This window comes from Cesiribacter sp. SM1 (assembly GCF_020178975.1).
GTDB lineage: Bacteria > Bacteroidota > Bacteroidia > Cytophagales > Cyclobacteriaceae > Cesiribacter.
Window position 1 is genome coordinate 176,351 of sequence record NZ_JAHXBU010000093.1, and the last position, 15,361, is coordinate 191,711.

The window sequence follows — 15,361 nt, forward strand, 5'->3', positions numbered from 1 at the left end:
AAAGGCAGCTTTTTGTTAATCTGATGTTTATAATTGCTTTGGCTGAACGCTTGTAGTGGGCGTAAGGCAGGAGGAAAATCGCTTCTGGTTTTAAATATCTGGCAGCTGTAATCAATGAAAAGGCCTTTTTATAAGCCAGCACAGCAATTATTGGGTTGGCAATTTTGATATATGCCATTGTAGCGCTAATATACCCGCTGAACTGCTAGATTTGTGTAAGAACTTTATTTTTTAAGGATAATGAACTACAAGTTGATTGAAGATAAGTTCAGGGAGCTGTATGGCAGTAAGCCCATGCTGGTACGCTCTCCGGGTAGAATAAACCTGATTGGCGAACACACCGATTACAACAACGGATTTGTGCTGCCAGCGGCCATTGATAAGGAAATGGTACTGGCAGTAGCTAAGAACGAATCAGAAACCTGCCGCCTCTATTCTTTAGATTATGACGAAGCAGTGGCTTTTAACCTGCAGGACCTGCAGCCTTCTGATAAAGGCTGGCCCAACTATATTTTGGGTGTGGTAGATCAGCTGCAAAAAGGAGGTTACCAGTTAGGTGGTTTCGACTGTGTTTTTGGCGGCGATATCCCTATCGGGGCCGGTTTGTCTTCATCTGCAGCGCTTGAGTGTGGAGCTGCCTATGCACTTAGCCAGCTTTTTGACCTAAACGTAGAAAAGCTGCAGCTTATAAAATATGCACAAAAGGCAGAACATACCTTTGCCGGTGTGCAGTGTGGCATTATGGATCAGTTTGCCTCTGTTATGGGCAAGGAGGCTCATGCCATTCGCCTTGACTGCCGCTCGCTCGATTTCAGCTACTTTCCACTGGAGCTGGGGGCCTACCAGATTGTGCTGCTGGATACCCAGGTAAAGCACTCGCTGGCAAGCTCTGAGTACAATACCCGCCGCCAGGAATGTGAGCAGGGCGTGGCAAAGGTAAAGGAAAAGCACCCCGAGGTAAACAGCCTGCGCGATGTTACCCTGGAGATGCTCGACGAAGTAAAGTCAGCAATTAGCCCGGTTATCTACAAAAGATGCCGCTATGTAATAGAAGAAAATGATCGCCTGCTAAAAGGATGCGATCTACTGGAGCAGGGCAACATCAAAGCTTTTGGCCAGAAAATGTACGGATCTCACCAGGGCCTTTCGGAACAATACGAGGTGAGCTGCCCCGAACTTGACTTTTTAGTAGGGTTGGCCAAAAACAATTCTAATGTAGTAGGGGCCCGCATGATGGGCGGTGGTTTTGGTGGCTGTACCATTAACCTGGTAAAGTCAGATCAGAAAGAGGCTTTTATAGAAGAGGCAAAACAGGCCTATAAGCAGCAATTTGGCATTGAAATGAAAACCTACGAGGTAAAGGTAACGGACGGTACCGGCCGGCGCTGATATACCCCAGTCAAACTGCACAACTTATAAGAGAACATGAGCCAGTTTAATTTTGAAGATCACTCTCACAGAAGATATAATCCCTTAACAGGGGAATGGCTGCAGGTATCGCCCCACCGGGCCAAGCGGCCCTGGCAGGGACAGCAGGAAAAAACTGCCCAGGCCAAACGCCCTGCCTATGACCCCAGCTGTTACCTCTGCCCGGGCAATACCCGTGCAAACGGGGAGGTTAACCCCAATTATACAGGCACCTATGCTTTCAGGAACGATTTTGCTGCTATTACGGATGATGTGCCCGGCGGCGTTATGCAGGAGGGCGAACTGTTTCTGGCAAAGAGCGAGCGCGGCATATGCAAAGTAATCTGCTTCTCGCCCCGCCACGATCTTACCATTCCCGAAATGGAGGTAGAAGCCATTAAAGAGGTGGTGGAACTCTGGAAGCGGGAGTACCTGGAGCTGGGCAGCAAGGACTTTATCAACCACGTACAGATTTTTGAGAACAAAGGCGAGGTGATGGGCGCCTCTAACCCGCACCCCCACGGCCAGATCTGGGCGCAGGAGTCTGTACCCGATGAGCCGGCAAAGAAACAGCAGCACCTTAGCAACTACTACCAGAAGCATGGCAGAACCCTGCTGCAGGATTATATAGAGATAGAACTGCAGAAAGGGGAGCGCATTTTGTTTGAAAACGAGCATTTTGTAGCCCTGGTGCCATTTTGGGCCGTATGGCCTTTCGAGGCCATGATTGTAGCCAAACGCCCGGTACCCAGTGTGGATAAGCTAACAGAAGAGGAGATGCTTGGGCTGGCCGATGCTTATAAGCAGCTTACCATTCGCTACGACAATCTTTTTGAAATTTCCTTCCCCTACTCGGCAGGCCTCCACCAGGCACCAACCGATGGAGCGGAGCACCCCGAGTGGCACCTGCACATGGTGTTTTACCCGCCCCTGCTGCGCTCTGCAACGGTTAAAAAGTTTATGGTAGGCTACGAAATGCTGGGCAACCCCCAGCGCGATATTACACCCGAAACAGCTGCTGCCATGCTAAGAAAGCTTCCTGCAGTACATTACAAGCAGCGTGATGCTGAACAGGGTTAGCCTGCCCCAACAATTGCATAATACTATTTTAATCAATAAAGTAACACAGGCACCTATCGCTAACTTATCCTTAACGTCAACATCACGATAGAGTAACAGGGTGTTTCCAAATTTGGGTTTTAAGCTAAATTTTTAATTTTAAAACCCATTTCATGAAACACTTTTTCCAGTATCTGCTGGCGGGCATGTTTGTTTCTCCACTGGTACCGGTGTATGCCCAACAGGCCGGTGCTTTTAAAGCTGCGGCTGCTCCACAGCAGGAGCTAGAGCTGGCAGTGCTCGATTCTTACCAGGCTGCAGGCAGGGAGTATGCCGGGGGCGCTGCAGAGATTGCAGCCTTTGACCCAAAGACCAGCCAGGTGTTTATAACCAATTTTCAGACCAATGCGCTGGATATCATCAAGATCAGCACGGCCGGTAAACTCACTTTTGTTAAAAGCATTGATCTTTCTGGCTGGGGTGCCGGGCCAAACAGCGTAGCCGTTAGCAAAGACCTGGTTGTGGTGGTGGTAGATGGCTACTACAACGAAGATGCTACCTACAATCCCGGAACAGCCGTTTTTTTTGATGCACATGGAAATTACCTGCAGCAGGTGCAGGTGGGGCATATTCCCGATATGGTTACCTTTACTCCAAACGGGCAGTATGCTGTTGTAGCCAACGAAGCAGAACCTAACGACGACTACACCTTCGATCCCGAAGGCTCTGTGAGCATCATCGATGTAAGCAATTTCTCAGTCAGAACCGCAGATTTCAGGGGCTTCAACCAAAACATCCAGCCCGGGGTACGCATTTTTGGCCCGGGGGCTACGGTAGCCCAGGACCTGGAACCGGAGTACATTACCATCTCACACGATTCGAGAACTGCCTATGTTACCCTGCAGGAAAACAATGCCATGGCAGTGGTAGAACTTAAGTCGGCTATGGTGCGGGAGGTATATCCGCTTGGTACCAAAGACCATTCCCTGGTAGAAAATGCACTGGATGTAAGCGATCGCGATGGTGGCATTCAGCTCAATACCTGGCCTGTAAAAGGGTTCTATTTGCCCGATGCCATTGCATCTTACAAGCATAAAGGCCAAACTTTTCTGGTTACGGCAAACGAAGGCGATGCCCGTGATTATGACGGCTACTCTGAAGAAGAAAGGGTAAAAGACCTTGCCCTGGATCCTGCTGTTTTTCCGGATGCCAAATGGCTCCAAAAGAATGAAAACCTGGGCAGGCTTAAAACCACCACCGCACAGGGAGATGCAGATGGTGACGGACTCTACGAAGAAATCTATACCTATGGCGGGCGCTCTTTCTCTATCTGGAGCGAGCAGGGCGAGCTTATCTGGGACAGCAAAGATGCGTTTGAACGCATACTGGCCGATCTGCTACCCGATGACTTTGGTAGCTCCAACGACGAGAGCCCCTCTTTTGATGGCAGGAGTGATGACAAAGGCCCTGAGCCGGAGGGTGTAACCCTGGGAAAAATCGGCAGCAGCACCTTTGCCTTTATAGGCCTGGAGCGAATAGGAGGGGTAATGGTGTACGACATCAGCAATCCCTACGCACCAGTATTTGTAACCTACACAAACAACCGGAACTTTAGTGCCCAGTTTGATGAAGACAGCCCCGAGGGCTTTCTGCAGGCAAAAGACCTGGGTCCGGAAGGCCTGGTGTTTATTGCAGCCCACAGCAGCCCCACAAAGTCAAACCTGCTCCTGTTAACCAATGAAGTGAGCGGCACCACCACTTTGTTTGAGGTTAAAGCAAGCAAGCCATCAATTGTAAAAGCAGGCATACAGTTTTACCCCAACCCGGTAACAGACAGGCTTACTGTAAACGTAGCAGCACTACAGGAAGAGAGCATTAGCATAGAAATTGCCAGCATGCTCAGTGGTAAAGTTTACCTGTCGGAACACTACCAGCTGGAAGGAGCCTCAACCATAGAGATTCCGCTTCGTCACCTGCCCAGCCAGTTATATGTAGTGAAGGTAAAAGGAGCAACGATTAGTCAGCAGCACCGTTTGCTGAAGAAATGAGAAAATCCAAGATGATGTGTTTATACAACAGCAGAGCCTGAATTCAGGCTCTGTTGTTTTTTTGTGCCTGATTCAGTTCGTTACAATTAACAGGCAGGAGAACAGCTTTGAGTTGCAACTGGTTAACAGCCGCAATAATGCTAATGTAGCCAGCCCGTTTGGAAAATACTGCAGCTACTAATATATTGTTACGGTTATTCCGGAACAGCAATGCTTATACAAAAGCAGTATTCTATTACCATTTTTCTTTTTTTAGCACTGGTTTCGGCTGCTTTTGGGCAGCCTGGTAACGAAGTCATTGAGTACAACACTTTTATCAAAGCAGCCCCGGGAAAGCTAACTGTTGAAACATCCTGCCTGATTCAGGTCAATAATAAGCAGTCGGACTGGATTACGGCCATAGAGATACCCTACAGAGCCGGAGATAAATTAGATGTTCTTGAGGCTACCGTTCTTGATAGAAATGGAAAGGTGGTCAGAAGCCTGAAAAAGAAAGAAATTGTTAGCAGAAGCTTTATTTCTCAGGGTACCTTTTTCGAAGATAGCTATGTCAGTGAATTCGATCTTAAATGGCATGAGTATCCTTACAGGGTAAAATACAGCTACAGGAAAGTAATGGATCAGTTTCTGCATGTGGCCAGCTGGTACCCTGTGTTATATACAAACGTTCCTACCAGAAAAGCATCTCTCGAGGTTCAGCTACCGCTCGATTACAAGGTAAACATACGCTTCCCGGATGCCTTCACCTATAAGGCCGATACCCTGGAGAATAGCTGCGCCCTCAGCTGGCAGATCCTGGGGGTGGAGCCTGTTGCGTCAGAAGTTTTTGCGCCCCCGGTTCAGGAGGGCATTCCACATGTAAAGATCGTTCCCGAAGAATTTAACTACGAGCTTAAAGGTAGCTTTAAAAGCTGGGCCTCCTATGGAGACTGGCTGAACAGGATCAATACAGGACTGGATGTTCTTCCCCAGTCAGAACAATTTGTGGTGGAAAGGCTCACCCGGGGTATCACCGATAAAAGAGAGCTTATCAAAATTCTTTACCACCACCTGCAGGACCATACCAGGTACATCAATGTGTCTATAGATGCTGGAGGCCTGAAGCCCTACCCGGCCTCTTATGTATGCACCAATAAATACGGCGATTGCAAGGCTTTAACCATTTACATGAAGGCGCTCCTGAAACAGGTGGGCATTGAGTCATTCTATACCATTATTCATGCAGATGCAAATCCTGTTCAGTTTGAGCCGGAATTTCCCAGCCACCAGTTTAACCACGTTGTGCTTTGTGTGCCACTGGATGGAGATACCCTCTGGCTGGAAAATACCACCAGCCACCTTCCCTACAATTACCTGGGAACCTTTACCCAGAACCGCTACGCCTTAGCAGTGGGTAATAGTGGCAGCAAACTTGTTAAAACCCCCTCTTTATCGCTTGAGGATGTACTGGAAAATACCACCTATACCTATGCATTAAACCAGGAGGGAGAAGGCACACTGAACATATTGGCAAATTTAAGAGGGGAGGCGTTCGAAAACCTTAGGTACCTGCAACACGAGTACAGCGAAAAGGATCAGCAAAGGGCAATAAGTGAAAGCATTAATGTTACTTATGCTGAAATGCTAAGCTGGCAGATAAACCAGGAGGACCGTGATTTGCCCCTGCTGCAGCTTCAGATGGCCCTTAAGGTAAACAGCCAGCTAAGAAGGCTGGGCAACAGCCTGGTACTTTCACCTAATGCTTTAAAATTGCCCAGGCTGGAAAGCGCCGGCAGCAGAACTGCACCGCTCCGGATAAATTATCCTGTAAATAAACAGGATTCTATCACCTACCTGCTGCCCTTTGCCAACCAGTACAAAACCAAGCTGCCCCTGGATGTAGCCATAGAATCAAAATTTGGCCGATACCGGGAGCAATATCAGGAGGCAGACGGCCGGATTAGTGTAAAGAGAAGTTTTCAGCTTTTTGCCGGTAACTATCCCATAGAAGAGTATCCTCATTTTTATGACTTTATCGAATCTGTAAAGGAGTCGCAGAAGAAATCAGCCATAGTATTAAACCCCAACTAAAATGCGCAGCACTATCGTTACAGTTGCTATTATTTTTTTATTTATCCAGCCGGTTTTAGCCCAGGAATTATCGAGAGAGTTCGGAGTTATCAGCAACAACGAATTTGAATTCAAGGTGTATGAGAAAGATCCTGAAGCAGAGGCAGTAGTGTTGTTCGATATAGGAAAATCTGTGTTTTTTGATACGGAAAGGGGGTACGATATACGGTTTACCCGCAGCCGAAGGGTTAAAGTATTAAGCAGGGCCGGCACTAACCAGGCCGAGGTGTCAATTCCGTTTTATGTAGATGGCTTCGGTAAAACTGAAAAGATTGTTTCCATTGAAGCCTATAGCTATAACTTTGAACAGGGCCAGTTATTCAGGAAAGCAGTAGACCAAAGCGCGGTTTATGAAGAAAAGATTAATGATCGCTGGAAGGCTAAAAAGTTTGTTTTCCCGGATGTAAAAGAGGGTACCATCATTGAGTACAAATACGTGCTGGAAACACCCTTTCACTTTAACCTACCCGACTGGCAGTTTCAGGATAAAATTCCTACACTCTACAGTGAGTATACAGCAAACCTGATTCCCTTTTATGAGTATGTGTTTTTGGCCCAGGGCATCAGCAAATTTGACTTCCAGGAGAGTAAGCCTTCTACTGTGGTCCGTGAATTTGGCAGTGTCAATAAATCTTACGGGCAAAATGTTGGCAGCGGGTTTGAGTTCAAAGATATGATCCACACCTATGTACTGAAGGATGTGCCAGCCTTTAAGGACGAAAGCTATATCACTTCTCGTGAAGATTACCTGATAAAACTGGATTTTCAGCTTGCCAAGTTTCACAGCCCGCGGGGTGGCACTACCAGTATTATCTCTACCTGGCCGGAGCTTACCAAAGAACTGCTCAAAAACGACAACTTTGGCAAGTACACCAAAACTGCAGAAAGGCTGGCTAAAAAGCTGCTGGAGCAGGAAATAGCAGCAGACCAGGCTAATAAGCTGGAAAAGAGCAGGCAGATTATCGAGTATGTGAAAAACAGCTTTAGCTGGAATGGGTACTACTCGAAGTTTTCATCCAAAAGCCCCAAAGATTTTGTAAATCAGAAAACCGGCAACGCTGCCGATATAAATCTTTTTTTAACTGCTATGCTAAGGGCTGCCGGTATTGATGCCCAGCCTGTAATTTTAAGCACCCGCAACCATGGAAAAATCAAGTCTGATTATCCCTTCGAACATTTTTTCAACTATGTAATTGTGCTGGTAAATGCAGGAGATCATGTGTTCCTGACAGATGGAACAGAGGCACTGGTTGCTTACAACAGAATACCACCCCGCTGCATTAATGAAAGAGGGCTGGTAGTAAAAGAAGATGAAGTACCCTGGGTTGACCTATACAGCAGTATCCAGTCGATGGATAATAAAACCATAGGGTTGAGCCTGGATCCGGAAAACCTGACAGCCAAAGCAATGGTAACGGTGCAAAGCACAGAGTTTGAGGCGCTGGGTTATAGAAACCTGTTCAAAAACGACTCTGTAAAGATCAGGGAGAAACTCTTAGAGAGCGGGTTCAGTGATGTCTCCAGGATAAGGACGTTTAACTTCGAGAAAACCAGTTTGCCCTATACCATAGCCTACGAAGGTGTAACGGCACTTGAGCGAATTGATAATAAGATTATAGTATCACCCTTCCTGAATTACCCGATAAAGGAAAATTCCCTTACACAAAAAAAACGTTCCTACCCCGTAGATTTCATCTATCCGAAAAAGGAACTGCTCATCTCCAGGCTGGAAATTCCCGCTGGTTATAAGCTGGTAGGGGTGCCTGAAGCCTTTGCGGTGGATAATGATCTGGCAGAAATAAACCTGAAGTACACCATAACAGATAATGTAGTAGAGGCCAGTGCCCAGTATCACTTTAAAAAGGGGGTGTATGTGTCTGGAGAGTACGCCAGGGTAAAGTACTATATAGATATGATCGTGAAGAAATTTAACGAGCAACTGGTGCTTGAAAAGATCTAAGCAGAACAGTGCAGCATAAATTACATAGTTTAGGAAACAGCAATCAGCACCAGGCCCAGGGTAATAATTAGCAGGCCGATCAGTCTTGTTTTAAAGTACTGTTTCTCGTTCAGGTAAAAGAAAGCATAGAGGATAATCAGCAGCGCACTGGCTCTTTTTATGGCAATAACATAGGCCACCAGTATCAGCTGAATGGCAAACATCTGGCTTAGCACACTCATGGTTCTGAATAAGCCTACCCCAAAGAGAGGCAGAGCCCTGCTCCTGAGCTGCTGCAAAGGCTGCTTTGATTTAATGAACATGATGGGGATCAGGTAGAGCATGATGATGAAATCTTTGGAGAAGGCCCAGAAGACTGGCGATGTTTCTTCTACCCCTATTTTATCGATGTTGGCAGTAATGCTCCAGATAAAGGCTACCATCAGCATGTATCTGGAGCCCTGGTTGGTAATAAGGCTTGCAAAAGGAGCCAGGAAATTACCCCGGCTGCCCCCTATGTTTAAAATATAGGTGCCTGCTACGATGAGGCAAATACCGGCAATGCCTGTTGCATTGGGAAACTGGCCAATCAGCAGCGGCGAGCTGATGAGCATGAAAAGGGGCGTGAGCGTTACCAGGGGTACCGTAACAGAAAGCTCCGACCGTTTAATAGCCTTCATGTAAAGCAGTATTACAGCCAGCTGCAAAATGGTGGAGGCTAAAAGTGCTACTAGAAAGCGGCCGGAAAGCGGTCTGATGCCCATAAAAATAACCACAGGTGCCAGCAGCACAGAAATAGCCAGGTGCATGGAAAAAGAAGCCGTATACTCATCTACATGCCGAAGGTTGTGCTTGCTGAAAATATCTTTGAGCGCCTCGGATAAGGCGGTGATGGAGGCTAAAAAGAATCCAAACATCCTTTCTGTTTCTGTTGCTACTACATTTGCCGGCCGTAGTGCTGGGTGAGATAATCCATTTCTTTTTCAACTGCACCCAGGGCAATTCTGGTTTCGAGAATGAGCAAAACTGTTGCGTACAGGAGCAGGCCTGCACCTGCAAGACCTAAGGCTACGGGTAGCCAGAAAGCCTGCAGGTCCAGGGCTTCCAGCAGGCCTATGGCTACACTGGTACCTACAAATAATGATAAAGCCACGTAGAGCAGGCTCATGGCTTGCTGCAGCTTACGGGAACGGGAGGCTGCCCTTAGCAGGAGCTGGTACAAAAAAGCTTTCTTTTCAGATACTGCGTCATCGGCTGGCTTTTTTGTCAGTTCTTCAAACTGATCGGATAGCTTTCTGGCGCGTTCAATGCTTCTGGCCAGCCGTTGCGAGGTGGTGAGAATGAGCTGTCCGGTGGCTAAAATAAGCACCACCGGTGTAATCATGGCAGATAGTATGTTCAATTCAGACATCGCTTCTATTCTTCTGGGCTTTAGTCTAGCGGAAAGGCCATTGTTCCCATCAGGGCCAGCTTACTTTGCGCTGTGTTTTGTTTGGTGAACTGCACTACTACCGGCACGTTGCTTTCTATAACTCCGGCATAGGCAACACCAAGCGGAATGGCCTGTGGGTCTATGAGATCGTTGATGCGGAATTTCCGTACCCGTTCTGCCTTTACCTCAATCTTAAATTCTCCTACCGGCTCACCATCGGTAAAATAAAGTGTTATATTGATAGTAGCATCTTCTTTGGTGGTATTCAGTACCGATAGTTTATCACTGCTTACAAAATCGGGTTCATGGCCGGTGCTTTGTACAGGAATGTACCCGTCTGAAAATGCCCATTTTTTCATTCCTACTGCCTTGTTGCTCATACGCCCAAAATCTCCTTTAAATATTCATTCAGAAAAACTCCCTCCGGGTCCATTTCCTTTCTGATCTGCAGAAACTCATCCCACTTCGGGTAGAGGGGCCTGAGCTCCTCTGCTTTCAGGCTAAACTTCTTGCCCCAGTGGGGCCTTCCGCCATAGGCCCTGAAAATAGGTTCTATGTCATTGAAGTAGCGCTCATGCTCCAGTACATTGTTTTGTAACACGGCAATTGTAACAGAATCGCGTTTGTGAAAGGGGCTTAAGTAACCTTCATCGGCAGCAATAGTGCGGTAAAATAAGCGCCATGCCACATATTGCCGGTGCTTTTCTTTTACCCTTTTCCTTATCTCCTGAAAACAGGCAGGTCCTGCTTCATAAGGAATGGCATACTCCATTTCATCAAACTTTAGCTTTCGATCACGGGGAAGAATCTGGTACAGCCATCCCTCTTCATGCTTGATCTTATGAGCAAACGACAGCTTATTCATGCCTTCGCCTTCTGGATTACAGAGCCTGAGCTTAACAAGATCGTTGCGGGGATACCAGTAAAAATCGAACATCATGTTTTTATTGATCAGCTCATCCAGGTGTTCCATGCAGGTGTCGATGTGTGTGCAATACTCTTCCCTGGTAAACTTCCTGGCTGTTTCGGTCTGTATGGTAAGCTCTGTGAAAAATCCTAAAGCACCCAGCGACACCCGCAGGGCATTCATCATCTCGGGATTGTTTTCCTGGGTGAATTCCCTGATTCTGCCCCTGCCATCTACCAGGCGGCAGCCTGTGAGCATGCCTGGCAAATTCTGGAGCTTTATTCCAGAGCCGTGCGTGCCTGTGCCAAATGCACCAGCCAGGCGCTGAAAATCAACATCGCCGGTGTTGTGCATGCTTAGGCCCCTGCGGACCAACGCTTCCCCTATTTCCGCAATATGAATGCCCGGCAGTACTTTTACGCGTCTGGTTTCCTCATCATGTGCAATAACACCATTCATTTTTCCCTGCTCAACAAGAATCTGGTCTGTTTTCACCAAGGGAACCGAGGAGTGCCCGGCACCGGCAATTCTTATCTTCTTTTTTTGTTCCAGTGCCTGTGTAACCAGCTGCCTTACTGCTTCTTCATTGTTTGGTCTTTCCACTACTCCCGGGGTGAATCTTAAGCTACCAGACCAGTTAACCCATTCTTCTGCCATTTATGCCTTCTTACTAAGTTGTTCTATGCATAACCCAAAAAGATATGCCTGGTTTGGAGGAGGCATAGTGCAAGAGTGTGCTTAAAGAATCGGGCTTAGGTGTTACGGGTTTATATTTAATGGTGCTGCCCTGCCCATCAGCCGCAGTTTAATGTTCCTTTTTCCTTCTCTTAACAAAACTTTGTGCAACAATACAGGTAAGTAATAGTGGAAGTTATTGTATGTGGCCTTTTGCTGCCACTTTTACTGCGTTTGTGTTAGAATTATGTCTGTTAAAGAGAAAGCAAGAAGAAAAGACTCACCGAAAGCACCTAAAGGATTTGATAGATTAAAATGGTATGGCCCGGGCCTGTTGTGGATGGTATCTGCTGTAGGGTCAGGCTCTGTACTGTTCACGCCACGGGTTGGCTCACGCTATGGCTATGAATTTTTGTGGATGGCCCTGATTTTTATGTTTTTCATGTGGGTGATGATTCGGGAGGTGGGACGCTACACCGTTGTAACCGGAAAAACCATTTTTGAGGGTTACCGCGATATTTCCGGCAGCACTAACTGGCCCCTCTACTTTATTATTATTCCACAGTTTTTAGCTGCTGTGGTTACCATTGCAGGAATAGCAGCCCTGGCCGGAAGTGCCATGATGATTGCCTATCCCTGGCAATACGAGTATTATGCCACCGGGCTTATTCTGCTGTGTCTGCTGCTGGTGGTAACGGGCAAATATGCCACCATTGAAAGGGTAACTTCAATTCTGGGAGGTGTGCTGGTGCTGGTGGTAATTGTAAGCGCTATTGTGGTGCTGCCAGATATAGGAAAGCTGGCACAGGGAGCTGTTCCGTCCATTCCTTCTGATATTGATGTGGATTTTGTAATACCCTGGGTCGGGTTTATTCTGGCAGGTGCATCGGGCATAATGTGGTTCTCTTACTGGGTTGCAGCAAGAGCTTATGGCGGGGAGCTTACTTCTCTGGAGGAGGTTAAAACTTTTAGTTATGAAGATGAAAAGCATGATATCACAGAGCATAAAGGAACCTACAGCCAACTGCGCAGGTGGCTCCGTACCATGACGGTTACGGCCCTGGTGGGAGTAGTGGGCGGTGGCCTTATCCTGATCTCTTTTCTTATTCTGGGAGCGGAGCTGCTCCAGCCCGAGGGGCTTATTCCGGAGGGTATAGATGTGGCAAAAGACCTTACCAAGCTACTCTCAGGCGTTTGGGGCGAGGTAGGCCGCTGGTCACTTATAGTGGGCATCCTAATCGCACTGGTAGGCACCATTCTATCTAACCAGGATGGCTACGGACGCATGTTTGCAGATGGTACCGTTATTCTGGCACTGCCTTATCTTCAGAAGAAAAAACTGGTAGACCCGGAGCTTCCCTTAGCGGCCGAGAACAAAGCCAAACCCACAGATGATTTAAGCGGCAGGAAGAAAAAATTCACCTCTTTTATCTTAAACAAGGAGCTGCTGCGCATTATATATGCAGTTGCCCTGGGAGCTATAGTGCCTATTATTGTATTTTTTATTGTGAAAGATCCTGTAGAGATTCTTTCTGTTGCAGGCACTGTGGCAGCCGTTCATACACCTGTGGTGGTTTTTCTAACCCTTTACCTAAACCGCACCCGCTTGCCGGCACCCCTAAGGCCCGGTAAATTCATTACGGCGGCCATGTGGCTCTCGGGCTTTGCCTATGGAGCTTTTGCAGTTTTCCACTTCGCTACCCTGGGTGGGGGCGGCTAAACTGCATTACAAAGTTGTAAAGCAGCTTACCGGAGAGCAGCTGCGCTCATTGGATCTGCTCCCACTAATTTTCAGCTTTAAGGCATTTGCCGTTTTAAAAAGCACTACCTAAACAAGATTTCACTTATTTTTAGTGGAGAGACCTAATGCCTCCACTATGAGAAAAATATTTATGCTGGTTTGCAGCATTATGGCGTGTGCCCAGCTAAGCCATGCACAGTCGTTTAATAACTTTCCTGTAAGCACCCAGAAGCCGCCTTTGCATGGGCGCCACTGGATGGCTATTACAGGAAAACCATTGGCTGCAACAGCCGGTGCCATGATCTTTCAGCAGGGTGGTAATGCAGTAGATGCTTCCTGTGCCATGTTGGCAGCCACCTGCACCATGTGGGATGTGCTCAGCTGGGGTGGCGAAACGCAGGCACTGATCTACAATCCAAAAACAAAAAAGGTAATTGCCATTAACGCACTGGGCGTGGCACCAACAGGCGCTACACCAGAGTTCTTTAAACGTAAGGGCATGCAGTATCCGCCAGAATGGGGACCGCTGGCAGCCGTAACGCCGGGCACTCCGGGTGGCCTGCTTACCATGCTGGCCGAATGGGGCACCATGAGCCTGAAAGACGTGCTCGCACCTGCCATGCAAATGGCCGAAGGCTATCCCATAGAAGCACAAACAGCAAACAGCATTGAGCGGGGCAAAGAGCGCATCAAAGAGTGGCCCTACTCCAAAAAAGTATTCCTGACACACCTGGGCGAAAGCCGCGAAGCACCAAATGCAGGTGAGATCTTTGTGCAGAAAGACCTGCTGGAAACTCTTCGTAAAATGGTGGAAGCCGAGCAGCAGGCCCTGAAGAAGGGAAAGAGCAGGAAGGAAGCCATCTATGCCGCATACGACCGCTTCTATAAAGGAGACATTGCAAAGGAGTTTGTTCGCGGCTCAAAGGAGCAGGGGGGGCTTATTACCGAGCAGGACCTTGCCCGGTGGCAGGTAAAGATTGAAGAACCCCTGATGACCAGCTACCGGGGCATAGATGTATACAAGCTGCAGACCTGGACACAGGGTCCGGCCATGCTGCAAACCCTGAACATCCTGGAAAACTTTGATCTGAAGAGCATGGGGTACAACTCCACCCGCTACATTCACACACTTTACCAGGCCATGAACCTGGCCTTTGCCGACCGCGATTTCTATTATGGAGATCCTGCTTTTGCCCCGGAAGAACCAATCCGTGGGCTGCTTTCCAAGGAATACGCCCTGGAGCGCAGCAAGCAGATCAACCCCGATATGAACAACCCTAAGGCTGCGCCCGGAGACCCCTACCCCTATGAAGGAAAAGAGAACCCCTACAAAGGACTGCTGCAAAGCTGGGGCAATGCACAAAGCCAGCTGTATCAGCCCGGTAATCCGGCAGCAGATGAAGAATTTTATGCCCGGTTTCAGGCAGGAACCACTACTGTGGAGGCTGCCGATAAAGAAGGCTGGGTGGTATCCATTACCCCCAGCGGTGGCTGGGTTCCTGCCTGCATTGCCGGCAATACCGGTATAGGCATGAGCCAGCGCATGCAGAGTTTTGTGCTCGATGAAAAAGAAAATCCTTTCAATGTGGTAGCTCCCGGCAAGCGCCCCAGGGTAACCTTAACCCCTTCACTGGCCCTGAAAGATGGCAGGCCTTTCCTTTCTTTTGCAAAACAGGCCGGCGATGAGCAGGACCAGCTCCTGCTCCAGTTTTTCCTGAACATGGTAGAATTTAACATGACGGTGCAGGAGGCCACCGAAGCCCCAAGCTTCAAAACCCAGCAGATGTACACCAGCTTTGGAGAGCATGAGAAAATCCCCGGAGGGCTTATCTTAAACTCTGCCATGCCACCCTGGAGCAGAAAAGAACTGGCACGAATGGGCTACAGCATCAGTTACCAGGATAGAACTTCCGGTCCGGTGAATGCCATCTGGTTCGACTGGGAGCATGGTACCTTCTGGGGTGGCTCCAGCAACCATGGCGAAGACTATGGCATTGGCTGGTAATATCTTATAGCTACCTTAGTTACTTTATACTAATATTTT

At 47.9% G+C, this 15,361-nt stretch carries 11 protein-coding genes; 7 read left to right on the forward strand and 4 right to left on the reverse strand.

Features of this window, described 5'->3' with window-relative positions; translation table 11 throughout:
- Nucleotides 1–240: 240 nt before the first annotated feature.
- The 5 genes from KWJ01_RS22600 (at nt 241) to KWJ01_RS22620 (ending at nt 8,583) form a co-directional block, all read left to right on the forward strand.
- Entirely contained in the window at nt 241–1,389 is a 1,149-nt protein-coding gene (locus KWJ01_RS22600; protein ID WP_224999399.1) for a galactokinase, read from the forward strand.
- 36 nt (nt 1,390–1,425) lie between these two features.
- Nucleotides 1,426–2,487, forward strand: a complete 1,062-nt coding sequence (locus KWJ01_RS22605) for a UDP-glucose--hexose-1-phosphate uridylyltransferase (RefSeq protein ID WP_224999400.1) — start codon at nt 1,426–1,428, stop codon at nt 2,485–2,487.
- A gap of 152 nt (nt 2,488–2,639) precedes the next feature.
- Nucleotides 2,640–4,514, forward strand: a complete 1,875-nt coding sequence (locus tag KWJ01_RS22610; protein ID WP_224999401.1) for a choice-of-anchor I family protein — start codon at nt 2,640–2,642, stop codon at nt 4,512–4,514.
- A 210-nt stretch (nt 4,515–4,724) separates the two neighbouring features.
- Nucleotides 4,725–6,584, forward strand: coding sequence for a DUF3857 domain-containing protein (locus KWJ01_RS22615; RefSeq protein WP_224999402.1), 1,860 nt, complete (start codon nt 4,725–4,727; stop codon nt 6,582–6,584).
- Nucleotide 6,585: 1 nt separating this feature from the next.
- Nucleotides 6,586–8,583, forward strand: coding sequence for a DUF3857 domain-containing protein (locus KWJ01_RS22620; protein WP_224999403.1), 1,998 nt, complete (start codon nt 6,586–6,588; stop codon nt 8,581–8,583).
- Nucleotides 8,584–8,612: 29 nt separating this feature from the next.
- Here KWJ01_RS22620 and KWJ01_RS22625 read toward each other — a convergent pair whose 3' ends face one another.
- The 4 genes from KWJ01_RS22625 to KWJ01_RS22640 are packed head-to-tail and all read right to left on the reverse strand — an operon-like array spanning nt 8,613 to nt 11,558.
- Entirely contained in the window at nt 8,613–9,479 is an 867-nt protein-coding gene (locus KWJ01_RS22625) for an EamA family transporter (RefSeq protein WP_224999404.1), read from the reverse strand.
- A gap of 20 nt (nt 9,480–9,499) precedes the next feature.
- Nucleotides 9,500–9,973, reverse strand: a complete 474-nt coding sequence (locus tag KWJ01_RS22630) for a DUF2721 domain-containing protein (RefSeq protein WP_224999405.1) — start codon at nt 9,971–9,973, stop codon at nt 9,500–9,502.
- A 20-nt stretch (nt 9,974–9,993) separates the two neighbouring features.
- Entirely contained in the window at nt 9,994–10,374 is a 381-nt protein-coding gene (locus KWJ01_RS22635; protein ID WP_224999406.1) for a sensory rhodopsin transducer, read from the reverse strand.
- Complete coding sequence (locus KWJ01_RS22640; protein ID WP_224999407.1) at nt 10,371–11,558, reverse strand: D-arabinono-1,4-lactone oxidase; 1,188 nt, start codon at nt 11,556–11,558, stop codon at nt 10,371–10,373. The genes KWJ01_RS22635 and KWJ01_RS22640 overlap by 4 nt, the downstream gene beginning before the upstream one ends.
- 265 nt (nt 11,559–11,823) lie before the next feature.
- On the opposite strand from KWJ01_RS22640, the gene KWJ01_RS22645 reads away from it, so the two are divergent.
- Together KWJ01_RS22645 and KWJ01_RS22650 are read left to right on the forward strand one after the other, a co-directional pair.
- Nucleotides 11,824–13,296 (forward strand): Nramp family divalent metal transporter, encoded by a 1,473-nt coding sequence (locus KWJ01_RS22645; RefSeq protein WP_224999408.1) that lies wholly within the window; start codon nt 11,824–11,826, stop codon nt 13,294–13,296.
- A 157-nt stretch (nt 13,297–13,453) separates the two neighbouring features.
- Complete coding sequence (locus KWJ01_RS22650) at nt 13,454–15,322, forward strand: gamma-glutamyltransferase family protein (RefSeq protein WP_224999409.1); 1,869 nt, start codon at nt 13,454–13,456, stop codon at nt 15,320–15,322.
- The last annotated feature ends 39 nt before the right edge of the window (nt 15,323–15,361 follow it).